General features: G+C 32.5%; 17 protein-coding genes. 4 read left to right on the top strand and 13 right to left on the bottom strand.

All coding sequences use genetic code 11. From position 1 onward, the window contains the following. Positions 1 to 132 precede the first annotated feature (132 nt). The 7 genes from secDF to AB3G39_RS06455 form a co-directional block, all read right to left on the bottom strand. Positions 133 to 3,105, bottom strand: coding sequence for a protein translocase subunit SecDF (secDF, locus tag AB3G39_RS06485; RefSeq protein WP_367754647.1), 2,973 nt, complete (start codon positions 3,103 to 3,105; stop codon positions 133 to 135). A gap of 226 nt (positions 3,106 to 3,331) precedes the next feature. Next, the gene (mdh, locus tag AB3G39_RS06480; RefSeq protein ID WP_367754649.1) at positions 3,332 to 4,267 is read right to left on the bottom strand and encodes a malate dehydrogenase; all 936 of its coding nucleotides are present in this window, start codon (positions 4,265 to 4,267) and stop codon (positions 3,332 to 3,334) included. Between the two features lie 67 nt (positions 4,268 to 4,334). Next, the gene (gene gyrB, locus AB3G39_RS06475) at positions 4,335 to 6,278 is read right to left on the bottom strand and encodes a DNA topoisomerase (ATP-hydrolyzing) subunit B (RefSeq protein WP_367771520.1); all 1,944 of its coding nucleotides are present in this window, start codon (positions 6,276 to 6,278) and stop codon (positions 4,335 to 4,337) included. Positions 6,279 to 6,458: 180 nt separating this feature from the next. After that, on the bottom strand, positions 6,459 to 8,075 hold the full coding sequence (asnB, locus tag AB3G39_RS06470; RefSeq protein WP_367771523.1) for an asparagine synthase B: 1,617 nt from the start codon (positions 8,073 to 8,075) through the stop codon (positions 6,459 to 6,461). A gap of 195 nt (positions 8,076 to 8,270) precedes the next feature. Continuing rightward, the gene (locus tag AB3G39_RS06465; protein ID WP_369769774.1) at positions 8,271 to 9,896 is read right to left on the bottom strand and encodes an amidohydrolase; all 1,626 of its coding nucleotides are present in this window, start codon (positions 9,894 to 9,896) and stop codon (positions 8,271 to 8,273) included. Between the two features lie 137 nt (positions 9,897 to 10,033). Further along, complete coding sequence (gene asnB, locus AB3G39_RS06460; protein WP_367771529.1) at positions 10,034 to 11,710, bottom strand: asparagine synthase B; 1,677 nt, start codon at positions 11,708 to 11,710, stop codon at positions 10,034 to 10,036. A gap of 187 nt (positions 11,711 to 11,897) precedes the next feature. Further along, entirely contained in the window at positions 11,898 to 12,347 is a 450-nt protein-coding gene (locus AB3G39_RS06455; protein ID WP_369752378.1) for a hypothetical protein, read from the bottom strand. A gap of 215 nt (positions 12,348 to 12,562) precedes the next feature. Here AB3G39_RS06455 and AB3G39_RS06450 point away from each other — a divergent pair, with 215 nt between their 5' ends. Beyond that, positions 12,563 to 13,108 (top strand): DUF2911 domain-containing protein, encoded by a 546-nt coding sequence (locus AB3G39_RS06450; protein WP_369752379.1) that lies wholly within the window; start codon positions 12,563 to 12,565, stop codon positions 13,106 to 13,108. A gap of 72 nt (positions 13,109 to 13,180) precedes the next feature. Here AB3G39_RS06450 and AB3G39_RS06445 read toward each other — a convergent pair whose 3' ends face one another. From AB3G39_RS06445 to AB3G39_RS06435, 3 genes are all read right to left on the bottom strand, one after another. Next, positions 13,181 to 14,935: a TonB-dependent receptor gene (locus AB3G39_RS06445; protein ID WP_369769773.1), complete on the bottom strand. Its 1,755-nt coding sequence runs from the start codon at positions 14,933 to 14,935 to the stop codon at positions 13,181 to 13,183. Positions 14,936 to 15,028: 93 nt separating this feature from the next. Continuing rightward, on the bottom strand, positions 15,029 to 15,895 hold the full coding sequence (locus AB3G39_RS06440; protein WP_369769772.1) for a PhzF family phenazine biosynthesis protein: 867 nt from the start codon (positions 15,893 to 15,895) through the stop codon (positions 15,029 to 15,031). Positions 15,896 to 15,951: 56 nt separating this feature from the next. Continuing rightward, positions 15,952 to 18,966 (bottom strand): tetratricopeptide repeat protein, encoded by a 3,015-nt coding sequence (locus tag AB3G39_RS06435; RefSeq protein WP_369752381.1) that lies wholly within the window; start codon positions 18,964 to 18,966, stop codon positions 15,952 to 15,954. Positions 18,967 to 19,135: 169 nt separating this feature from the next. Here AB3G39_RS06435 and AB3G39_RS06430 point away from each other — a divergent pair, with 169 nt between their 5' ends. Both AB3G39_RS06430 and AB3G39_RS06425 read left to right on the top strand, forming a co-directional pair. Continuing rightward, positions 19,136 to 19,819 carry a cell division ATP-binding protein FtsE gene (locus tag AB3G39_RS06430; RefSeq protein ID WP_367754669.1) on the top strand — a complete coding sequence of 228 codons (684 nt, stop codon included), beginning with the start codon at positions 19,136 to 19,138 and terminating at the stop codon, positions 19,817 to 19,819. After that, a complete protein-coding gene (locus tag AB3G39_RS06425; protein WP_367771543.1) occupies positions 19,819 to 20,706 on the top strand; it encodes a glycosyltransferase in 888 nt (295 codons plus the stop codon). Before AB3G39_RS06430 ends, AB3G39_RS06425 begins: the two co-directional genes overlap by 1 nt. Here the strand turns inward: AB3G39_RS06425 and AB3G39_RS06420 are convergent. The 3 genes from AB3G39_RS06420 to AB3G39_RS06410 are packed head-to-tail and all read right to left on the bottom strand — an operon-like array spanning position 20,703 to position 23,308. Then, positions 20,703 to 21,800, bottom strand: a complete 1,098-nt coding sequence (locus AB3G39_RS06420) for a glycosyltransferase (protein WP_369769771.1) — start codon at positions 21,798 to 21,800, stop codon at positions 20,703 to 20,705. The two genes, AB3G39_RS06425 and AB3G39_RS06420, sit on opposite strands and share 4 nt — an antisense overlap. After that, positions 21,797 to 22,201 (bottom strand): FdtA/QdtA family cupin domain-containing protein, encoded by a 405-nt coding sequence (locus tag AB3G39_RS06415; protein WP_369769770.1) that lies wholly within the window; start codon positions 22,199 to 22,201, stop codon positions 21,797 to 21,799. Before AB3G39_RS06415 ends, AB3G39_RS06420 begins: the two co-directional genes overlap by 4 nt. Positions 22,202 to 22,204: 3 nt before the next feature. Beyond that, a complete protein-coding gene (locus tag AB3G39_RS06410) occupies positions 22,205 to 23,308 on the bottom strand; it encodes a glycosyltransferase (RefSeq protein WP_369769769.1) in 1,104 nt (367 codons plus the stop codon). Between the two features lie 48 nt (positions 23,309 to 23,356). Here AB3G39_RS06410 and AB3G39_RS06405 point away from each other — a divergent pair, with 48 nt between their 5' ends. Then, positions 23,357 to 24,238 carry a glycosyltransferase gene (locus tag AB3G39_RS06405; protein ID WP_367771554.1) on the top strand — a complete coding sequence of 294 codons (882 nt, stop codon included), beginning with the start codon at positions 23,357 to 23,359 and terminating at the stop codon, positions 24,236 to 24,238. Positions 24,239 to 24,240 lie beyond the last annotated feature (2 nt).

Genomic DNA, 24,240 nt, shown 5'->3' with positions numbered 1-24,240 from the left:
ATTTAAAAACGATTAAATATAAATACCCTTATTAAATTTAACCATTAAAATTGAATAAAATCCAATTTATTAAGACAAAAAAAAAGACCCAATTTTTCAATTGGGTCTTTAAAAATATTTAAAAAAGTTATACTAACTTTCTTGATGTTGTTTTTCAATTAATTTTTTATCTTCTCTAGATATGGTGTCAACCAATACTGGTGTTGCAATAAATAAAGACGAATAAGTACCTACAACGATACCAACTAACATAGCAAATATAAATCCTCTAATAGATTCTCCTCCAAAGATGAACATGATTAATAATACACCAATCATAGTCAATGAAGTATTAATAGTTCTTGACATAGTAGAGTTAATCGATTTATTTACAATTTCACCAAAAGTTCCTTTTGTTTTACCATCCAAGAATTCACGAACTCTATCAAATACAATTACAGTATCATTCATAGAATATCCAATAACTGTTAATATCGCAGCTATAAAGTGTTGGTCAATTTCCATTCCAAAAGGCATGAACTTATAGCATAATGAATAAATTCCTAATACAAAAATAACATCATGCGCAACAGCAGCAATAGCACCTAAACCATATTGCCATTTTCTAAAGCTTATTAATAAGTATAAAAATACAATTAACATAGCTCCAATAACAGCCCAATACGCATTCGTTTTAATATCTTCTGCAACTGTAGGTCCTACTTTAGAAGCTTGTACAATACCAAATTTCTTTCCATCATAAGCATTTACAAATTTCTCATAAGTCAATCCAGCAGCATAATATTCTTTTAAATTATCGAATAATAACTTATTAACTTCTTCATCCGCTTTTGTACCGTGCTCCTGTACTTTATATTTAGTTGTAATTTTTAACTGGTTGTCATTACCAAAAACTTTCACTTCGGCACTACCATCAAAAACTTTTGCCAATTGTGCTTTTACAACTTCTGTTTCAACTGGTTTTTCAAAACGCACTTGAAAAGTTCTTCCTCCAACAAAATCTACTCCTTGATCCAAACCATTTGTAAATAAAGAGACAAAACTCACTACTACAACAATTGCAGAGAACAAATACGTCCATTTTTTTATTTTTAAGAAATCAAAATGGAAATTAGTAAAGAAATTTTTAGAAAAATTTGTTACGAATGACAAATCATTTTTACCAAGAATATTTTTATCAATAAAAATCCTAGCTATAAAAATAGAGGTAAACAATGAAGTAATAATACCAATTAATAATGTAGTTGCGAAACCTTTAATTGGACCCGAACCAAATATAAAAAGAACTGTTCCAATCAAAATGTGAGTAACATTCGCATCAACAATAGAACGCATTGCTCCTGTCCAACTATAAGAAGCCACAACAGCTTCACTCAAAGATTTTCCTTCTCTTAATTCTTCTTTAGCTCGCTCGTATATGATAATATTCGCATCAACTGCCGTACCCATTGTCAATACAATACCAGCAATACCTGGCAAAGTCAATACAGCACCTAAACTTGCTAAAATTCCAAATAAGAATAGTAAGTTAACTGCCAAAGCAATATTTGCATACCAACCTGCTTTACCATAATAAACCAACATCCATAGAGAAACTAAAAGTAACCCTACAAGTGCTGAGTTAGTTCCGTTGTCAATAGCTTCTTGACCTAAAGATGGTCCTACTACATCTGACTGAACAATATCAGCAGAAGCTGGAAGCTTACCTGCTCTCAAAACATTTGCTAAATCTTTAGTTTCTGTCACATCAAATGATCCTGAAATTTCAGATCTACCACCAGAAATTGGTCCGCTAGAAACACCTGGAGCAGAATATACAATATTATCAAGAACGATTGCTATATTACTTTTTTGAGTATAAGCTCTTCCTGTTAATTCTTCCCAAGCTTTAGCACCTTGTCCGTCCATTTGCATAGAAACCGAAGGCTTTCCTGATTGATCAAATGAATCTTTAGCATCAGTAACAACACCACCACTCATTGCAGGAATATTATCTCTATTTCCTTTTAAAGCATATAATTCAACAGCTTCAACATCTTTTGCTTTAGCATCTTTGATCGTTGTCAATTTACCCCAAACAAATTTAGCGTAACGTTGATCAGCAGCTAATAATACTCTTATATCAGCTCTTTTTAAATATCCATTTACTGTAGCTGTATCTTTTGGAGAGAAAAGACCTAAAACTGGACCTCCACCTTGACCAATTATTTTATCCAATAAAGGATTATTTCCTTTTTTAGTAGAAGCAGAATCTTTACCATCCGTTAATAAAGCACTCAAAGAATCTTTAACAACTGCTTTTGTCTCTACCTTTGAAACTTCAGTATTTTTTAATGACTCATTTGCAGCCATTAAAAAACTTCCCATTTCATCAATCTTATACGTTTCCCAAAACTCTAATTGAGCAGTACTTTGTAATAACTTTTTTATTCTATCTACATCTTTAGCTCCAGGAAGTTCAACAAGAATTCTTCCAGTCTCTCCTAATTTTTGAATATTAGGTTGAGTTACTCCAAATTTATCAATACGTTTTCTCAATACTCCAAAAGCACTTTCTACAGATTCATCAATTTTTCTTTTGATTACTTTTTGTACTTGTGCATCTGTCATTTGATAATCTACACCACCTTCACCTTGCAAACTTCTGTTAGCAAAAATATCCGGCGAAGCTAATTTTACAGTTCCTTTAGAATTTGCTTCAAAAGCATCAAAAAACTTATCTGTAAAAGATTTATTTCCTTCAACATCTGCAGTAGCGTCAGCTAATGACTTATTGAAAACTGGGTTTTTAGAATTATTAGATAATCCTTTCAATATATCTTTAACTGAAATTTGAAGAATCACGTTGATTCCTCCTTCTAAGTCAAGACCTTTATTGATTTGCTTGTCACTTACTTCATTAAAAGTAAAGTTGGTAAAACCTAAGTTAAATACACTTTCCTTACCAATAGAATCTAAATATTTTACTTCTTTTTCAGAGTTTCCATTTGCAAAAGATTTTGCATCACTTTTTACTTTGCTTGCAACAAAAGTGAAAGAAAGTTGGTAAATACTTACCAATGCAAATAGAATTGCGAAAAATTTAATAAGTCCTTTATTCTGCATTATTACTAAAAATTAATTATTTTATATTTATTTATTTTTGCTTTAACCCCTATAAGACAAGTCCTGAACTTTATTTTAATTCTAAAAATAGAAACCCAAGAATTATAATATTTATTTTAAACCGAGCAAATATATAATTATGGATAAGATTAACCAATTTATTTATTGATTAATCTCAAAAAAAAGACTGCATAAGTGCAGTCTTCTCTATTATATGACTAAAATATTAAGCTAAAATTGTTTTTAAGGCATCATTCATCTGTCTAACAGCATCTGCACTTTTTGCAAACAATGCTTTTTCGGCATCATTCAATTCAATTTCAAGAATTTCTTCTACTCCGTTTTTCCCAATAATACAAGGTACTCCGATGCAAATATCATTTTGACCGTACTCTCCTTCAACAAATACAGAGCAAGCAATCATTTTCTTTTGATCGTTTAATATACTATCTACTAAAAAAGCAACTGATGCTCCAGGAGCATACCACGCTGATGTACCCAAAAGACCTGTTAGTGTTGCTCCACCAACCATAGTACTTGCAGCTACTTTTTGCAATGCCTCTTCAGAAAGAAATTGAGAAACAGGTATACCATTATAAGAAGCCAAACGAGTCAATGGAATCATCGTCGTATCTCCATGTCCTCCTATAACCATTGCTGAAATATCATTTGCTGGTTTACCTAAAGCCATAGACAAATAAGTTCTAAAACGAGAACTATCTAATGCTCCACCCATACCAATTATTCTATTTTTAGGCAATCCAGTTGATTTTAATGCTAAATATGTCATCGTATCCATTGGATTAGAAACAACTACAATAACTGCTTCTGGAGAAAATTCAAGTACATTTTCGGCAACTGTCTTAACAATTCCCGCATTAATTCCTATTAATTCTTCACGAGTCATTCCTGGTTTTCTAGGAATTCCAGAAGTAATAACTACTACATCACTATTAGCAGTTTTAGAGTAATCATTAGTAACACCAGATACCTTAGTATTAAAACCCGTATTGGTAGCACACTGCATAATATCCAATGCTTTTCCTTCAGCAAATCCTTCTTTAATATCTAATAACACTACTTCACTTGCAATTCCTCTATAAGAAATCACATCCGCACAAGTAGCACCTACATTCCCTGCCCCTACAATAGTAACTTTCATATTTTATGGTTTATCGGTTGTTTGTTAATTTTATTTTAATCTAAAACAATACTAATTGTTTTTATGGTTATGCATCAATATTTGCATACACTGCATTTTTCTCTATAAACTCTCTTCTTGGTGGTACTTCATCACCCATCAACATAGAGAAAACTCTATCTGCCTCAGCTAAACTATCAATGTTCACTTGACGCAATGTTCTAAAACTTGGATCCATTGTCGTTTCCCACAATTGTTCCGCATTCATCTCTCCAAGACCTTTATAACGCTGAATTCCTGCACTTCCACCCATTCTTTCATTGGCTTGATCACGTTGTAAGTCATTCCAAGCATATTCTTTCTTATTCCCTTTTTTAACTAAATACAAAGGTGGAGCAGCAATATAAACATGTCCTTCTTCAATTAGTTCTTTCATAAAACGGAAGAAAAATGTTAAGATTAAAGTAGAGATATGACTACCATCTACATCGGCATCACACATAATAATTACTTTATGGTAACGCAGTTTCGAAATATTCAAAGCTTTACTGTCTTCTTCTGTACCAATTGTAACTCCAAGAGCCGTAAAAATATTTCGAATCTCTTCGTTTTCAAACACTTTATGATGCATTGCTTTTTCTACGTTCAAAATCTTACCACGCAATGGCAAAATCGCTTGAAAAGCACGATCACGACCTTGTTTAGCCGTTCCTCCTGCCGAATCTCCCTCGACAAGATATACTTCACATTTAGCTGGATCTTGTTCTGAACAATCAGACAATTTTCCTGGCAATCCACCACCACCCATTACGGTTTTGCGTTGTACCATTTCACGCGCTTTTTTAGCTGCATGACGCGCTTGTGCTGCAAGAATAACTTTTTGAACAATGATTCGAGCATCATTTGGATTTTCTTCCAAATAATTTTCAATCATTTCACTCACCGCTTGACTTACCGGCGAAACTACTTCCCTGTTTCCAAGCTTCGTTTTAGTTTGCCCTTCAAATTGTGGCTCTGCTACTTTTACTGATATAATTGCTGTTAATCCTTCACGGAAATCATCCCCTGAAATATCAAACTTCAATTTATCTAACATTCCAGAAGCATCTGCATATTTCTTTAATGATCTCGTAAGACCCGTTCTAAAACCTTGCAGGTGTGTTCCTCCTTCGTGTGTATTAATATTATTTACATATGAAAAAATATTCTCTGTATAACTGGTATTGTAAATTAACGCAACCTCAACAGGAATCTCTCCTTTTTCGTGATCCATAGAGATTACATGAGCAATAATTGGCTCACGATTCCCATCTAAATAACGAATGTATTCTTTTAGACCTTCATCGGAATGAAAAATTTCACAAACAAAATTTCCGTCTTTATCTTTTTCTCTCTTATCGGTAAATGTAATTGTAATTCCTTTATTCAAATACGACAATTCGCGCATACGTGCCGAAAGTGTATCATACGAATACTCAATTGTTTGAGTAAAAATACTTGGATCCGGATAAAAAGTTACAATAGTTCCTCTTTTTGTCGTTTCTCCAATTTGTTTCACTGGATAAAGCGCTTTTCCTTTTTCATATTCTTGCTCATAAACCTTTCCATCACTGCTATGAACCGTAGCTCTTAAGTGATTTGAAAGTGCATTTACAACAGAAACCCCAACACCGTGAAGTCCTCCAGAAACTTTATAAGAATCTTTATCAAATTTACCTCCGGCACCAATTTTAGTCATTACAACCTCCAATGCCGAAACCCCTTCTTTTTTATGAATTCCTACTGGAATACCACGTCCATTATCTTCAACAGAAATTGAACCATCTTCATTAATATCTACTCTTATGGTGTCGCAATGACCTCCCATAGCCTCATCGATAGAGTTATCGACTACTTCATAAACTAAATGATGTAATCCTCGAACACCTACATCCCCAATATACATTGATGGTCGCATTCTTACGTGCTCCATACCTTCTAACGCCTGAATACTATCTGCTGAATAATTGTCCTTCTTGATTTCTTCGCTCATATATTTTATTCTAAAAAAAATGTACTATTTGTCTAACACGCAAATATATAAAAACACAAACTATATAACCGTTAAAATCATGTTTTAAGCGGTTAAGTTATTAACATAATGTTGATTTTTTAACATAAAAAAACGCTCTCAAAACTGAGAACGTCTTTATTTTCATGAAAAGTTGTTTTATCAAACAATAATTCTTGTTTTTGCAATTTCTATATCTGCTTTTACGTGAGCCGCATTTGCTCTTCCGCTTGGATCTTCATTTTCCTGCCATTTTGGAATCCATTTCCTCACTGTTTGAGCAGCACTTTGTTGTGGGAAATATTTATGAAAAATAGACCTGTAAAAATACGCTTCTTTTGTTGTTGGAGCATTATATTGAAACTCTGTAGCAGCTCCAGCTAATTGCTCATCAGTCACTTGTAAAGAACAATAACTTATCAATTCATCAATCCAATTGTAACCCACCCCGTCTGAAAACTGTTCTTTTTGCCTCCATAAAACATCATCTGGAAGATAAGGATCATCTGGTGTATCAAATGCTTTTCTTAAAATATATTTTTCTTTACCATCATATGTTTTAGGCATTTTTTCTTCTGCTTTTACTCGAATAGCAACATCTAAAAATGCTTTATCCAGGTAAGGAACTCTAGTTTCTAATCCATGTGCCATTGTCGATTTATCCGCTCTTAATAAATCGGCAGTAAATAATTTCTGAACTCTTTCGATTGTTTCTTTTTGAAAATCTTCGGCTGACGGCGCATTTCTAAAATACAAATACCCTCCAAAAATCTCATCAGCACCTTCTCCTGAAAGTACCACTTTTACACCTAAATCCGTAATAGCCTTCGACAAGAAATACATTGGAGTACTCGCTCTGATCGAAGTTAGATCATAGGTTTCTAAATTCCATATTAATTTCTCTAACACTTCCAAGCCTTCCTCTACAGTGAAGTAAATTTCATGATGTTCAGTCCCTAAAAAAGCAGCTACTTTTCTTGCAGCAACGGTATCTGGTGCATTAACATCTAAACCTATAGAAAACGAATGCAGTTTTTTTCCGCTTTCCGCCAATAATCTTGAAGCAATTGCTGAAGTTAATGAGGAATCCAAACCGCCTGACAGCAATACCCCAATAGGCACATCACTCATTAAACGCTTGCGGGTTGCTTCTGTCAAAGATTCTCTTATTGCAATCAAATCTAAATTCTGATCTGCATTTAAATAATCTTCATATTCTGGTTGATAGTACTTTACAAAACCTGTTTTTCCTGTATAATAATGTCCCGGAGGAAATGTTGCAAATGTTTTACATTGATCTGAGATAGATTTCATTTCAGATGAAAAATAAATTCTTCCCCTTTCATCTAATCCATAATATAACGGTTTTACACCCATAGGATCTCTACCAGCGATATAGTCATCTCCGTCAACAATTACAAATGCCCAGTCTCCATCAAGCATATTACAAAAGTCATAACCAAACTCTTCATACAAATGAACAATTACTTCCGAGTCGGATTTAGTTCTAAAAGTATGATTTTTCAAAATACCATCTCTCAATTCTTGATGATTGTATATCTCTCCGTTATGGATCATATACGCTGATTTAGTTCCTTGTATAGGCTGTTTCCCTGAATGTAGGTCAATTATAGACAAACGTTCATGACTTAAAATATGTCCTTTTTCAGTAACATGCAAATCGCTTTCGTCAGGGCCACGATGTGACATTCTTTTAGAAAGTTCCATAACAAGTTTCTCCTCTTTACCTTTCCCTATAATGGCTAATATTCCGCACATAAATCTATTTATTAATATTTTAATTCACCTTAACAAAACAAAGATGTACCATCAGTTACAAATACAAAAGACAATACTAGTATTTAATTATAAAAAATCACAAAAAAAGTAGATTTACATCAAATATGTAATACAAAAGCATGCAGAATCGATCATTATGTTATCTACTCTCAACCTCTTTTTACAAACTGCATTTTATTTTACTTTAACCCCTTTTATATACGTCCTAGATACTTTCATCTCCAGAATTTCGCTATCAATAATCTTCATAATATCTCTATCAAAAATAACAAAATCTGCCCATTTCCCAACTTCTAGACTTCCTTTTTCTTTTTCTTCAAAATTAGAGTAAGCAGCCCAAATCGTCATTCCTTTCAAAGTCTCTTCTCTAGTCAATGCATTTTCCATTTGAAAACCCCCTTTTGGATATCCCTTACTGTCTTTTCTTGCTACCGCTGCATGAAAAGTCAACATGGGGTTTACCTCTTCAACCGGAAAATCAGTACCTAATGCAATAACTCCCACTTTGTCCAATAATTTTTTATAAGCATATGCATTCTTTAATCGGTCTTTTCCTAAACGATCTACTGCCCAATACATATCTGAAGTTGCATGTGTGGGTTGTACCGAAGGAATAATTCCCATCTTGAAATAATCAAAATCTTGTTCTCTCAAAACTTGAGCATGTTCAATTTTCCATCTTCGATCTTTCTTACCTGTTAATGCTTCTTTATAGATTTTCAGCAAAACTGTATTTGCCGAATCACCTATAGCATGCGAATTCAATTGAAAGTCTGAATTAGCTATTTGTTGCGCAACTGATTTCAACTGAGTTATCGACGAAAGCAATGCTCCAAACTGCTTCGGCATATCCGAATATGCTTTGTGTAAACAAGCACCACGAGATCCCAAAGCACCATCACCGTACATTTTAAAAGAACGAACATCTAAATTATCTGTTTTGTATATTCCTTTTTTCAAATACAAATCAATGTTTTTTTGATTAGCGGTAACCATAGCATAAACATTTAATTTCATCGCTTTTGCCTTTTGCAAGCTATCCATTAAATTGATAATATCTGGATCTAAACCCGCATCATTTACTGTAGTTAATCCATAATCAAACATTACCTTTTCGGCATCTAGTAAAGCAGCAATTTGGGTTTTACGACTGGGTTTTGGAATTATATTAAAAACCAACTCCATCGGATTATCAATTAAAATCCCTGTAGGCTCACCGTCTTTAATTTCAATTTGACCACCCACCGCTTTTGTATGTTTTGTAATTCCAGCCAATGCCAAAACTTTACTATTTACAATTATTGCATGACCATCTACTCTATTCAGTACCACAGGAATATCTGGGAAATATTTATCTAAAATAGCTTTGGAAGGAAATTCTTTTACACTCCAATCGTTTTGGTCCCATCCATTTCCAACAATGAAATTTGATTTTTTTTCTTTTTGAAAAGCTTGAATGCGCTGTATCACCTCTATCATACTTTTTGTCCCACGTAAATCAACTTCTTGCAGACTTAGTCCAAAACCATAAAAATGACAATGCGCATCGATTAAACCTGGATAAATAAATTTACCTTTTGCATCTACATTTTTATCTGATTGAAAATTATTTTGTATTTGAGCATTCGAACCTATTCCAACAATTTTACCATTCTTGATTGCCATAGCTTGAGCAGTGTCAAAAGCTTTGTCAACTTTATAAATAGTAGCGTCTGTAACAATCAAATCAACCGAAGTCTTCATGTTTTTTAAACAAGAGCTAAGGGAAAACAATATAAGGATGACAACAAAACGTCTCATGGTGGGTATTTTAGATTGGCTAATATAAAAAACAAGACTTATATAAAAAAATGCTCTTAAATTATTTTCTAAAATGGCTAAATAAAAAATGCTCCCAAAATTTGGGAGCATTTTTTTATCAATAAATAATTTTAAAATTATGCTTTTACATAAGAATCAGTATGAACATTAGCCACTGCTCTTCCAGAAGGATCGTTCATGTTTTTGAATGCTTCATCCCACTCTAATGCAATTTTTGTACTACAAGCTACGCTTGCTTCTTGTGGTACACATAAAGCGGCTGCATCACTTGGAAAATGTTCTGTAAAAATAGAACGGTAGTAATATTCCTCTTTTGATGTTGGAGTTTGTAATGGAAACTTATATTTAGCATTTGCTAATTGTTCATCAGAAACTTCAACAGCTACTACTTCTTTTAACTTATCAATCCAACCGTATCCAACTCCATCACTAAACTGTTCTTTTTGTCTCCAAGCTACACTTGGTGGCAACATCTCTTCAAATGCTTTACGTACTACCCATTTCTCCATTGGGTGTTCTTTGTTAATCATTTTGTCTTGTGGGTTGATTCGCATTGCCACATCCATAAACTCTTTGTCTAAGAATGGCACACGTCCTTCAATTCCCCAAGCTGCTAAACTTTTGTTTGCTCTTAAACAATCGTACATATGTAGTTTTCCTAATTTACGTACGTTTTCTTCATGAAACTCTTGTGCGTTTGGCGCTTTATGGAAGTATAAATACCCTCCAAACAACTCATCAGCACCTTCACCTGACAATACCATTTTGATACCCATTGATTTAATAACTCTCGCCATTAACCACATTGGTGTCGATGCTCTAATCGTAGTTACATCATACGTTTCTAAGTTGTAAATTACATCTTTAACAGCATCTAAACCTTCTTGAATAGTAAACTTAATTTCATGATGAATGGTTCCAATATGATCTGCCACTATTTGAGCAGCTGCTAAATCTGGAGAACCCTCTAGTCCTACAGAGAAAGAATGCAATTGTGGGTACCAAGCATCAGCAGTATCTCCTGATTCAATGCGTTTTTGAGCATATTTTTTGGCTACAGCCGAAGTAATCGATGAATCTAATCCTCCAGAAAGTAACACTCCGTAAGGAACATCACTCATTAATTGTCTGTGAACCGCAGCTTCAAGCGCTACTTTGATATCTTGAATGTTTGTTTCATTGTCTTTTACAGCATCATATTCTGTCCAGTCTCTTTTATACCATTGTACAAATTCACCATCTTTACTTGTCATATAATGTCCTGGAGGAAACAATTGTATTTTTGTGCAATATCCTTCTAAAGCTTTCAATTCAGAAGCCACATAAAAAGTACCGTGTTGGTCCCAACCAATATATAATGGAATAATCCCCATATGGTCACGAGCTACAAAATACTCATCTTTATCTACATCATAAATTGCAAATCCAAAAATCCCGTTCATTTCATCTATAAAATGAGGCCCTTTTTCTTTGTAAAGTGCTAGAATAACTTCACAGTCACTTTCTGTTTGAAAGTTATATTTCCCTTCAAATTGTTTGCGTAATGCTCTATGGTTATAGATTTCTCCATTGGCAGCCAAAACTAATTTACCATCTTCACTAAACAATGGTTGTTTTCCTGAAGCTGGATCCACAATCGCCAAACGCTCATGAGACATAATCGCTTTTTCATTGCTATAAATTCCACTCCAGTCCGGTCCACGGTGACGAATAATTTTAGACATTTCTAATACTTGCGGTCTTAAAACTTCTGCTTTTTGTTTTAGATCAAAGGCACATACGATTCCACACATAACACTATATTTTTATATTTTTTTGATTTTATTTTTTTTGATGAAGCAAAGATGCAATAACAGTTACATTTGAAAAACACTAACAGCAATTATAGTTATAAATTAAAACTTAAATCGATGTTTTAAATTAAATTAGTAATCAAAAGCTATTGAAAATCGTTAGCAAGTTAAAAATCATAATTTATCATTATGAAATAGCTTCTATCAAATACTTTGTAGTGTTAATCTCAAACCCAAACCCTACTTTATTCCCCATTAGTTTACTTCCCAATGGTGATTGAGGTGACAAAGCAATTACATTAACTCCTTCAATAGTAATTTTTGGCAGTGCTAAACTGAGATACAAATAAATCCCATTGGCTTTAACTAAGCTACCCACAATAATAGTTTCAGCGGTTTTAGTCGAATCAATTTTATCCAGTACTGCTTTTTGAGTAAGCACTTCCTTCAATTTAGTATTGAGTTTTTCTTGTTCGATGTGCATCATGGACAGCGCTGTTTCATGTTTATCCCCAGCAGATCCTTTGGCATCATTCTTAGAATCTTCAGTAAGTGCCGTTATCATATCTCTAAAAACATCCATTCTATCTTGAACCAATTGTAAGTAGTACTGATGTATTTTTTGTTTAAATGTCATGTTTCTTTTTAAATTTATAATAGATAGAGCACTAATTGAAATATCACTGAGTTCGCTACTTCATGCGACCAAAGTTAACGTATTATTCCAAAATTGCGCCATATTTTCCAAACTCCAACTCATTTATTTACTAAATTTTAACATGAATTTTTAACTTTATAAAAAGACAATTGATAATTTTAACATTCTAATCATATAACTTTATAATACATACTATGAAAAAATCGACACTTGTAGCTACAGTAGCCTTTGCTTTTACATTGCTTTTATCTTCGAATGCAAATGCTCAAAAATTTCCCGACCTAGATAAAAGTCCAATGGACGTCGCCTCATTCCCTACTGATTATAAAAATCCTGCCAAAATTGCTAAAGTAACCTACAGCAGACCTCAACTAAAAGGACGTAGTTTAGACGAACTAGCTCCAAACGGAAAAGTATGGAGAACTGGTGCTAATGAAGCTACCGAAATTACTTTTTTTAAGGATGTAACTCTAGGAAGCACTAAAATTAAAGCGGGTACTTATACATTATATACCATTCCTGAAAAAGACAAGTACACTGTTATTATCAACAAAGACTTAAATGTTTGGGGAGCTTATTTTTATAAAGAAGAAAATGATGTAGCGAGACTAACCGTTCCTGTAACCGAAGGAAAAGAATCACTTGAATCACTTTCTATGGTTTTTACCAAAACGGATAAGGGGATTGAATTGAATATGGGTTGGGACAAAGTGAGAATTGCTATTCCTTTCTCAGAATAATAATTTATTAAACCTAAAAAAATAGGCTTCCTTATCAGGAAGCCTATTTTTTTGTCTTAGAAATTAAATCAATTAAAAATCAAATTTATAATTAGCTCCAACTACGATTTGAAAACCTTGAACAGGGTAATTCAACCATTTTTGATACGACTGATTCGTAATATTATTAGCTCTTATAAACCCAGTTAATTGCTCATTGTATTTATAACCTACATGTGCATTAACATCAAAATAACTATCTAAAGTTATTGGAGTAGAATCCACCGTGAAATTAGTATTGAATTTCATGTCCTTACGTTCCCCAACATAGAAAACAGTAGCACCTGCAAACCATTGTGGTGTAATATTAAAATCAATATTTGAATTTAATTTCAGTTCTGGCAAATTCCATGCTTCTTGCTGAAAATCATTCGTATAACTATTATACGTTCCGCTGATACCAAAAGTAACATTTTCTGAAAAATTAGCTTTTAAATCACCCGTAAAACTCAATGTTCTCATGTCATCATAAACCACCTGCATTGAATTCCCAAAAGCATAATTTTCATTGGAAGCATTTTCATTGTAATCATTGCTTCTAAACAACGCTTTATTTCTTTCGTTCACATATGACCCTTTAATGTTATAACTCACATTATTTGTAATTTTCCCTTTTAAACCAGCAAAAATATCATATTGTTTGTCTGTAGGCGCAATATTTAAAGTAGGAGATAAAAATGAGTTTTGATTCACAAAATCCATATAAGAATTTTGCTCCAAATTCCCTTCGGCTCCTGCATAAAAAATCATTAAGTCTCCAACCACTTTATAAGAAGCGTTGATTTGAGGATAGACAAAAAACTTATTATTACTATGCTCATTATCTAAACTATAAAATAAAGAAGCACCCAGATTCAAAGTCCAATCGTTATCTTGCATTACAAAAGTAGGTGAAATACCAAAGTTAGTGAAACCGTATTTTATAACTTGGGTATTGGTGTTTTGGTAATTTTTATCAAAACTTCCACCCACGTAATCCACAATTATATTTGTTTTTATCGCTTCGTCCATTATATTGAACTTCAACGAAGGTTTAACATAAAAACGATTTTCAGTAGAACCAAAAGTATCTGTAAAATGATTGAATTTCAAACTTGCATTGTCTAGAATTCCCTCATTAAAATCAATTTTTGAACCTAACGAAAAAGTATTGTAAACATGTTGTGGATTTATACCATTAATTAACATTGCTCTATCTGAAGAAGAAAGTGTACTACCAAACTCTGTTGGCAATCCATACCAATTATAAATTTGGTTTTGGTATCCTAAATCAACATTCCATGACATATCACTATAATTAGCACCATAAGTCAAATCAATTGCAGAATCATAATAACGGTCATCTAATTCCACTCCACTAATTCCACCTTGTGATGAAAGATGACGAAACATTCCCCCTACATAATCATTGCTCCCTAATTCTTGATTAACAAACAACTCGGCATTGAGCGTTCTATAACTCCCAAATCCTAATGTCGCATAATTATTATAGAAATGGGCTTGCTTTGTTTTGTCAACGCCTTCTGCTTTTCCTTTTGAAGGAGTAAATGTAGAAGCTACAGGGAAAGAAAAAATAGAGTACTTAATTGTTTCTTTTTTAGCATTACCTTCATCATCCAGCACTGGAGTTTCTTGTACTTTGAAAGCATCCGAAATAGTTGGGGTATATGGCTTCACTACATTTACTACTTCAGATCCTATGTTGTCCTCTTTTTTTTGAGCAAACGAAAACTGAAAAACTACTAAAAGTAGTACAATTGTAATTTTATTTTGGAAATTCAATTTCATATTTTTTGTTTTATTATAAAAAAGGCGATTAAAAGTTATTTACCCTCTCCTGCATTTTATACATTATCTTTTTTTACTACTATTTTTATTTTTTTAATCTACTTCCCATTCACCTTGTGCTACAAACTGAGTTTCTCCACCGATATTAATGTCAAAAAGAGGCTCTTCTCGTTTTCCTTCAAAATATATTTGAGAACTTCTATTGATATATTCTCCCTGGTTATTCACCATATTTATTTCATCTGCATGGTATTTCAATAAAAAAGCTTGCAAACAAGTACTAGCACTTCCTGTCGCTGCATCTTCTATAAGCTGGTTATTTTCAATACACAACATTCTACTGGTTAGCACTTCATTTTCTAAACTAAAAAAATACAAAGCCCTATGTTCCGTTTTACATTTTGCTTTAAGCCACTCGGCTGTTTTATCTTTATCCAATTCAACTGCTTTTAATGTCTCTCTATTTTTTAGAGGTACCATGACAAAAGCACTTCCAGTAGTTACTTCTTGAATTTCAAAACGAGTATCAAAATCAGTTACACTTAAATTACTAAATGAAGCAAAATCTTCCTTCATTAAAACATCTAGAAAATCAGGCTGTGCGGCTTTCAACCAAACTAAATCCGGAGTTTGCCTAACCGGAATTTCTCCTATTGGAACATTTAATTTAATCCCCTTAGGATGGTGTTTGAATACTTTATTCATCAAAACCCATGAAGTTCCTATTATTGGATGCCCAGCAAATTGCATTTCATGCGCTGGAGTAAAAATTCTAATTGTTGCTTTATTATTCTCAGGTGCTATAGCAGTTACAAATGTACTTTCGGCAAAATTAATTTCGCGTGCGATTTCCTGCATTTGATCAGTCGTTAAATCAGTCGCATTTAAAAAAACTGCCAGTTGATTTCCCGCATATTTTTTTTTGGTAAATACATCTACAATATAAAAAGGAATCGTCATTTTTTAATAATTTTAAATTCACAACAACGGCATCATCACAGTTGTTTTAAATATTCCTAATTGGTTATTGATGAATTTGTTTTAGACTCTTCGGCTTTAATTCTATCTAATTCATTTTGCGCCTCAGCAACTACATCTGAAAAATCAGTGAAATTTTTAATCACATTTTCTAAAATATAAGTCGCTTGAAAACTATCTTTTAGTCCATAAAAGTTTTTCGCCATTAGAATCAATCCTTTCGATCCATAAAATCTATAACTAGAATAGTTTTTTGCTAATTTTTGAATCGTCACATTTGAAGCTTCATATTTTGAATCTTTATTTTTAAAATAGGCATCATAATATAATGCTTCAGCGGCTAGTTCTCCTTTAGCAATGGTCAGCACTTTTGCATATCCCGCTCTCGCTTTAGCTTCATCACCTGTTTGCATTGCTGAACGAGCAATAATAATTTGCGCATCCGAACGAACATTATCATCTGTTTTAGGATTATTTAATACTTTATCCGCATAAATAACAGAATTTCCATAGTCCTTTTTATCGTAATAACACTTCATTAAGTTTGATTGAGCAAATACTTTGTTTTGAGGAAAATCCGATTCGTTTTCTAAACGAACTAAAACTGGAATTGCTTTATCTTTTTGATTGTTATCCAATAACACTTGGGATAATCTTGCCAAAGACTGTTCCGTAAATTCACTTCTAGGTTCACTAATTACATATTGATAATTAGCCACTGACTTGTCTTTTTGTCCTTCAGAGAAATAGGCTTGCGCCAAATAAAAATTAGCTTGAAGTGAATGAATTCCTCTTGGAAAACTAGAAATATAAGCACTAAATCCAGAAATGGCCTGCTTATTATTATTTTGCTCAAATTGTTTCAAAGCTGACTCATACGAGTCATTATCCAAATCCGCATCAGTAACCGCCACAAAGTCTAAGGTTCTCACCCAAGTAGCATACTCATTAACTCTTCCACCATCAACATATATCAATCTAGCAGTTGAAACGGCTTCAAGTGCTTCGGGAGTTTTAGGAAAATCAGCCGCTACTTTTTTAAATTTTGTTAAAGCTAGTTCACTTTTATCCGAATTATAGTAAATCAGTCCTTGACGCAATATTGATTTGGCAGTATAGCTTCCGTTTTTGTACTCCCCAATTAATCGATCAAATGTTTTTAAAGCCAAATCTTGTTTGTTTGCCGCTACATAAGTATTAGCCAATTCATACATGGCATCATCACGGTAACTTGATTTTGGATACATTTGTAAGAACGAATTTAATTCTTCAATTTTCGTGTCATTTTTGGATACAAAACCATAACAAATTGCTTTTTGATAATAAGCATAATCTGCATCAACACCTTTTAATTCAATTACTTTATTGTACGCTTCCATTGCTGGCCAATATTTAGAACTAACAAATCGGCAATCACCTAAACGCAAATAAGAATCATTCAATCTCACTTTATCGTCTTTTACTTTATCAATTTGATTTTGAAAATAGGTAGCCGCTTGATCGTACTCTTTCAATTTAAAATAAGTATAAGCAATATTATAATTGCTGTTTTTATATTCTGATGCCGAAGACGCACGAGGCCCATTTACAAACTGCTTATAACTCAACAAAGCATTATTGTAATCATCTTGAATGTACTCCGTTTCCGCTTTCCAAAAAGTAGCTCTGGCCGTAAAATCTGCATCAATTTGACCGTCTATTGATTTCTTAAACATCTTGGCCGCTTCTTGATAATTTCTGTCTGCATAAAGCTCTAAACCTCTATAGAAAGTCACTTTTTGATACGCCAATTTATTTTCTGGCCCTCTATTTTTTTCTAATAAAACCAAGGCTTCTTTGTAGTTTTTAGAAGAAATATAAGAATCGATTAACAGTTTTTCGACTACTGGACGACTTGCATTGTTTGGGTATTTTTTTATAAAATCCAGTAAAACCTGAGGAACAGTTTGATATGAATTCCCTATTTCATAACTCAATTTCGCATAATTCAAACTAGCGTCTTCTTGGATAGAAGCATCAAATGTCATTTCGGAAGCATTTTTAAACGCATTCAACGCTTGTTGTTTTTGATCTAAATTTAAATAGCTTTGCCCTAAATGGTAGTAGGCATTTTGCGCTACAAAATCTTTACCATTTATGATTTTATTGAATTGAGAAATCGCATTTTCAAAATCATTTTGCTTGTAATACGCGTATCCCAATTGGTAAAAATCAGTATTGTTCCATCTTCCTTTTTTACCTTTATAATCCGCTAAATAAGGGATGGCTTTATCATATTGTTTTAAATTAAAATAACTTTCTCCAATGATTTTATTTAATTCAGACTTTTCCAATGCGTTCGACTTTGACATTGCCTTTTGTCCTAAATCAATTGCTTTTTGAAAATTTCCTAATTTAAAATTCATATCGGCCTGATAGTAAGACAGTTTTTCTTTGTACTTTTCTTCGCCTGAAACCGCATCAAAATATTTGGTCGCCTCTTTATAATCATCTCCTTCATAGGCTATAAAACCCAAGTAGTATTTAGCTTGAGAACCATATTCAGCTGAATTTACCACTTTATTAAAATAAGTGGTAGCCTCTTTTTTATTTTTAGAATTAAAAAAAGCATACCCTTTTTGGAAATTAAATTTATCGCGCTCTTTATATGTTAATTGGCTCTCATCTACTTTTTCAAACCATTTTAGGGCTTGAGGATAATTTCCTTGTTCAAAATAATAATGCGCTACTTCTATAAAAGCTTGATTGCTCTTAGCACTTGTTGGATAGTCTTCAACAAATTTCTCCATCAAAACATCCGCATTCGCTTGATTCAAACGAATAGCACAAGATGCATCATAATAAGAACAATCTGATTTGATTTCTTCATTTGTAGTTTCCAAGTTTACTTTTTCAAAAATAATTTGGGCTGAAGCAAATTGATTGTCATTAAATAAGGAAATTGCCTTATTAAAATCTTTTAATTCATGGGTATATATTATTGATTTTTGAGCAGAAACAGTAAAAGTGCCAACAAAAATCATTAAAAGAAAAAGCCAAGAGAGTTTACGCATTTTGTTTGTTTTTTTTGATATTCAAAAGTATTATAACTAACGGGTATAACGAATTGTTATTCCCTTTTATTATGAACAAATGTTTTAACAAAAAATAAAAAAAATTAGAATTGATAATTGATAATTGACAATTGATAATTACTTTTACCCAATAAACAATTTTTCAATTATGTCTCAAACTGTACTGTCTTTAAAAAACGTAACCATTTATCAAGAAGATAAAGTAATTTTATCTAATGTAAACTTGGAAGTAAACCATGGTGAATTTTTATACATCATCGGAAAAACAGGATCAGGTAAGAGTAGCTTAATGAAAACACTTTATGCTGATATGCCTTTGACTGAAGGCGAAGGACATATAGTCGATTTTGATCTAGTTACTTTAAAAGAAGATGACATTCCTTTTTTAAGAAGAAAAATTGGTATCGTATTTCAAGATTTCAAATTATTGCCCGATCGCTCAATCAAAGACAACATGTTATTTGTCCTTAAAGCGACAGGATGGGTTGATAAAAATGAAATGGATCGTAAAATTGACGAGGTTTTAGACAAAGTAGGAATGAAAGCCTACGCAATGAAAATGCCACATCAAATTTCGGGTGGTGAACAACAACGTGTCGCTATTGCTAGAGCTTTACTTAACGACCCTGAGTTGATCCTTGCAGATGAACCTACTGGTAACCTTGACCCACAAACAAGTGCTGAAGTTCTAGAAGTTTTAAGAAGCATTAATGCTAATGGAAAAACGATTATAATGGCAACGCATGATTATGCCTTATTAATGAAATTTCCATCGAAAACATTGAAATGTGAAGACACTAAAATCTTTGAAGTAGTTCAAAGAACAGTGTAATGCTCTCCATTCTTATTCCAATATACAATTACAATGCCTATCCTTTAGTTCAGGAATTGCAAAAGCAATGCATGAAATATGAAATTGATTTTGAAATTCTTTGCCAAGATGATGCCTCTCAATCCCCACTAAACCAGTTTAATGAAAATATAAATTTACTCCCAAATTGTAATTTTATGTCATTAGATAAAAATATTGCCCATCGCGAAAACAGAAATTCGCTAGCTAAAAAATCTAAATTCGATAATTTACTTTTCATAGATGGTGATTCCATAATTTTGAATACCAATTATATCCATAATTACGTGGAAAATATTCATGATAGTGATGTAATTTATGGTGGCCGATTACATCCTGAAAAATGCCCTTCAAATCTTCAAAAACTAAGATGGAAATACGGTAAATTTATTGAAGATCAACCAACCTTAAATCGAAAAAAAACTCCCTACAAATCATTACTTTTTAATAACACTTTGATTAAAAAAAAATGTTTTAACAAAGTAAAATTTGACAAAAGCATCATTAAATATGGTCATGACGATACTCAACTTTCTTTCCAGTTAGCTTTATTACAAGCCAAAGTTAACCATATTGAAAACCCTGTTGAACACGGTGACATCGATACAAACTTAGTTTATTTAAAAAAAACAAAAGAAGCTTTAGAAAATTTAATGCTCCTATATGAGAATCGACAAATTGACGGAAAGTTTGTGAAATTAATTTTTTTATTTGAGTGGCTGAACAATTTAAAATTAACCTATTTAATATCTCAGTGCTATCTTTTTTTCGAAAAAAGGTTAATCAAAAACTTGAAAGGAAACAATCCTAATTTAGTTGTTTTTACATTGTTTAGAATTGGTTATTTCTGTACAATTAAAAGAAGCTAATTATTTTTTATAATATTTTCAAAAAGTGCATTCCATTGTAACATTATAATATCCAAATCATAATCGGCAACTGATTCACGGGCTTTTTTACCTAGTTGTTTTCGTAAAACAGCATCTTCAATAAGTACACTAAGTTGTTCTACAAAAAGCTGCTCCTTTCCTTCCGGTACAAGAATTCCATTTTCTCTATTTGTTATAATTGCTCTTGGTCCTACTGGACAATCATATGCAACACAAGGTAAACCGGACGCCATAGCTTCAATAAGCACCATGGGAAATCCTTCAAAACGGGAAGTCATTACAAACAGAGAAGCATTATTATATTTTTCTTCAATATTCATTACTGGTTTATGGAATCGTACCGTAGCATTAATATTTAATTTTTCAGCGACAGTCTCCAATGGTTTTAAATCATCACCATATATTTCTAGAATCCAATCAGGGTGTTTTACTGCTGTTTTTTGCCAAATCAACAGCAATCGATCTAGCCCTTTTTCATACGAATTTCTAGCTACTGTAATTACTTTCTTATTTTCTAATGGATTATCGGCGGTCACTTTCAACCAAGATGGATTAGGAATAATGGTGTAGTTCAACACATCCCATTCTTGTAAACTCTCATTGGATAAAGCTATAAATCGCTTGTATTTTTGTGCTCCCAAGTTTTTGAATTTATATTTAAAAAATTGAATTCCTTTAAAAAAAAAGGAAGCCTTCATTTTATTTTCTTGTATGTATTTTGAACCATGACACTCAAACACCAAAGGTATATTTGAATTGAGAAAAAATGGAATTGTAAATGCTTTCAACCCATTATCACAAACAATAATAATATCTGGTTTTATAATTGAGATTTGGAGTTTTAAACTATTTATATAATCCTTAAAAAACTGAAAAACACTACCTTTTAAAATCATATCGTGGAATACAATTCCAGAATTAAAATTATAAAAAGGACTCGTATTTCCATCATTTTGGGTAAGAATATGAATGTCATATCCCCATTTCTCAATAAGACTATTTGTTTTCACCGAAAGCACTCGTGCCACGCCACCTTCAGTATTACAACTGGGAACAATATAGAGTAGTCTCATTTTTTAGAACCCATAAATGCATCAAAATCTCTAATATAATCTTCCTCAATAAATTCATCCGAGGCTAAAACCAAACAAACAGCACCTGAGGAAAAATTCTCCAATTCTCTCCAAATCCCGTTTGGAATATACAATCCGATATTGGGTTTATTTAATACAAATGATTTTTTTTCGAATCCATCATTGAGTACCACCTCAAAACTACCACTCAAAGCAATTAGCACTTCCTCTTGTAAAATATGTGAATGACCTCCTCTAAAAGCATTACTTGGCACATCAAAAAGATAGTACACCCGCTTGAATTCAAACGGTAAAACATCTTTTTGAATAAAACCTAAATTCCCACGTACATCTTCAACGACAGGAATTATTACTAATTGAATTGCTTCTATTTTTGTCATTTTTTAGTTGGTACTTATTTGCATCAAATCTAACCATTGTTGCCCGATATTCTCTAATAGAAACGGACTAATACTTTCTATAGTGTTCTGTTTGCAATTTTGATATAAAGAATCATCTGTAACCATTTCATTAATGGCACTAGTCAGTTTTTGCCAATTCTGGTTTTCAACCAAAATTCCATTTTTGTGATGATGTATCATTTCTTTTGGACCAGAAGGACAATCAAAAGAAACAACGGGAGTGCCACAAGCCAATGATTCTAAGATAACATTTGGCATTCCTTCATTTTTACTGCTCAATACTAGGAATTTTGCTGCTTTCAAATATTTATAAGGATTGTCTTGATACCCTAAAAAATGAACGAAACCTTCCATTTTTACTTTTTTAACTGCCATTTCCAAATCAGTTCTATCACCTTCACCCAAAATTAAAAGATGAATTTGTTTTTCAGGCAAAACAGAATTCCCATAACTTGAAATCAACTGATTAAACTGCTTAATGGGATTTTCAAACTGGCCGATAGCAATAATATAATCAAAGGTTATATCAATCTTTTCTATACTTTTTTCATTAACCTCAACAATGTTAACGGGATTAGGAATCGTAACAACATTTTTTAAATTATGTTTTTGTTTTATTAGCACTTTCATATCTGGAACAAGGGCCACATTTGCATAACAATGATTGTACATGAATCGTGTCAACCCTGAAATATTAGGCATATAATGATCAATTAAAAAACTATGAACCGTAAATATGGTTTTGGTATTGTAAATCCATCGCGAAATCACAAGCTCTTGAATGACTTTAGTTCTAAACCTAAAATCAATTATAAAATCAAAGTCATTGCTATTTAAATAATTTCGCAATGCCGTTAATCGTTTGAATTTATTGATAACACCATTGGAACTATTTTTTAGCAAGCCTAAATTCATCAACTTCCCCGCATACAGAAAAGAGACTTCATCGATAACCGTAATAATATGCACTTCAATTCCTTTACTTTCGAAAAAAAGAGACAGATTCGCCATCACTTTATCACCTCCGCCACCGCTCAAACGGTAACCAATTAAAGCAATTTTATATTTTTTGTTAGGCAATATCATTATCGATTTCTTATTTTCGTATCAAATATATAACTCTTTTAAAAAGATATGCAAGATAAAGCATTAGTTACCATTATTTGCTTGTGCTACAATCAGGAAGCGTTTGTATTGGAAAGCTTAGAATCTGTTATCAAACAAGAGTACAAAAACATTGAACTTATTATTATTGATGATTGCAGTACCGATAATTCTAAAACTACAATTGAGAAATGGATAGTTGACCATCCAGAGGTACAATTTATAACTAATAAAACCAACTTAGGGATTACAAAAGCATTTAATAAAGGGTTGAAACTTGCCAAAGGCACCTACATTATTGATTTGGCTGCTGATGATGTTTTGCTTCCCAATTGTGTAAGTCTTCAAGTCAATACTTTTAAAAATAGCAACTATAAAAATCTAGGAGTTGTCTATGGTAATGCAGCTTTGATTACTAAAAAAGGGCTCTTAGATTCTTATTATTTTGCTGTAAATAAAGACAAAAAAGTAACCCAAAAAAGAATTACTGGAGACATTTACACCTCCGTTCTTGCTGGAGGAGACAGTATTTGCTCTGTTTCTAGCATGACCAAAAAATCAGTTTATGATGTACTTGACGGTTATGATGAAAACCTAGCGTATGAAGATTTGGATTTTTGGATTCGTGCTTCTCGAATTTATGCATTTGATTTTATTGATGAAATTTTGATTCAAAAAAGAATCGTATCCAATTCTATGGCAACCGATTTTTATAAGAAAAAAAATAAAATCAACCATTCTACCTATGTTATTTTGAAAAAAGCCATTGGACTAAATCGCTCCAAAATAGAAAACAAAACAGTACTAAAACGCATTCATTTCGAGATGATTTTGGCCTATAAAAATCTAGATTTTGTTTTGCTTGTAAAATATATTTTTCTAGAAATAAGAATTCGAATTTCTATTTTATAAGG

The organism is Flavobacterium sp. WC2416, from assembly GCF_041200095.1.
GTDB lineage: Bacteria > Bacteroidota > Bacteroidia > Flavobacteriales > Flavobacteriaceae > Flavobacterium.
The sequence above is the reverse complement of the archived record's forward strand: the minus strand, read 5'-3'. Positions and strand labels throughout refer to the sequence as shown.

Coding starts and splice junctions, on each gene's coding strand:
- AB3G39_RS06445 (WP_369769773.1), bottom strand. CDS start 14,935: ATGAAATTGAATTTCCAAAATAAAATTACAATTGTACTACTTTTAGTA.
- AB3G39_RS06450 (WP_369752379.1), top strand. CDS start 12,563: ATGAAAAAATCGACACTTGTAGCTACAGTAGCCTTTGCTTTTACATTG.
- AB3G39_RS06420 (WP_369769771.1), bottom strand. CDS start 21,800: ATGAGACTACTCTATATTGTTCCCAGTTGTAATACTGAAGGTGGCGTG.
- AB3G39_RS06415 (WP_369769770.1), bottom strand. CDS start 22,201: ATGACAAAAATAGAAGCAATTCAATTAGTAATAATTCCTGTCGTTGAA.
- AB3G39_RS06455 (WP_369752378.1), bottom strand. CDS start 12,347: ATGACATTTAAACAAAAAATACATCAGTACTACTTACAATTGGTTCAA.
- AB3G39_RS06465 (WP_369769774.1), bottom strand. CDS start 9,896: ATGAGACGTTTTGTTGTCATCCTTATATTGTTTTCCCTTAGCTCTTGT.
- asnB (WP_367771523.1), bottom strand. CDS start 8,075: ATGTGCGGAATATTAGCCATTATAGGGAAAGGTAAAGAGGAGAAACTT.
- gyrB (WP_367771520.1), bottom strand. CDS start 6,278: ATGAGCGAAGAAATCAAGAAGGACAATTATTCAGCAGATAGTATTCAG.
- mdh (WP_367754649.1), bottom strand. CDS start 4,267: ATGAAAGTTACTATTGTAGGGGCAGGGAATGTAGGTGCTACTTGTGCG.
- AB3G39_RS06425 (WP_367771543.1), top strand. CDS start 19,819: ATGCTCTCCATTCTTATTCCAATATACAATTACAATGCCTATCCTTTA.
- AB3G39_RS06410 (WP_369769769.1), bottom strand. CDS start 23,308: ATGATATTGCCTAACAAAAAATATAAAATTGCTTTAATTGGTTACCGT.
- secDF (WP_367754647.1), bottom strand. CDS start 3,105: ATGCAGAATAAAGGACTTATTAAATTTTTCGCAATTCTATTTGCATTG.
- AB3G39_RS06405 (WP_367771554.1), top strand. CDS start 23,357: ATGCAAGATAAAGCATTAGTTACCATTATTTGCTTGTGCTACAATCAG.
- AB3G39_RS06430 (WP_367754669.1), top strand. CDS start 19,136: ATGTCTCAAACTGTACTGTCTTTAAAAAACGTAACCATTTATCAAGAA.
- AB3G39_RS06440 (WP_369769772.1), bottom strand. CDS start 15,895: ATGACGATTCCTTTTTATATTGTAGATGTATTTACCAAAAAAAAATAT.
- asnB (WP_367771529.1), bottom strand. CDS start 11,710: ATGTGTGGAATCGTATGTGCCTTTGATCTAAAACAAAAAGCAGAAGTT.
- AB3G39_RS06435 (WP_369752381.1), bottom strand. CDS start 18,966: ATGCGTAAACTCTCTTGGCTTTTTCTTTTAATGATTTTTGTTGGCACT.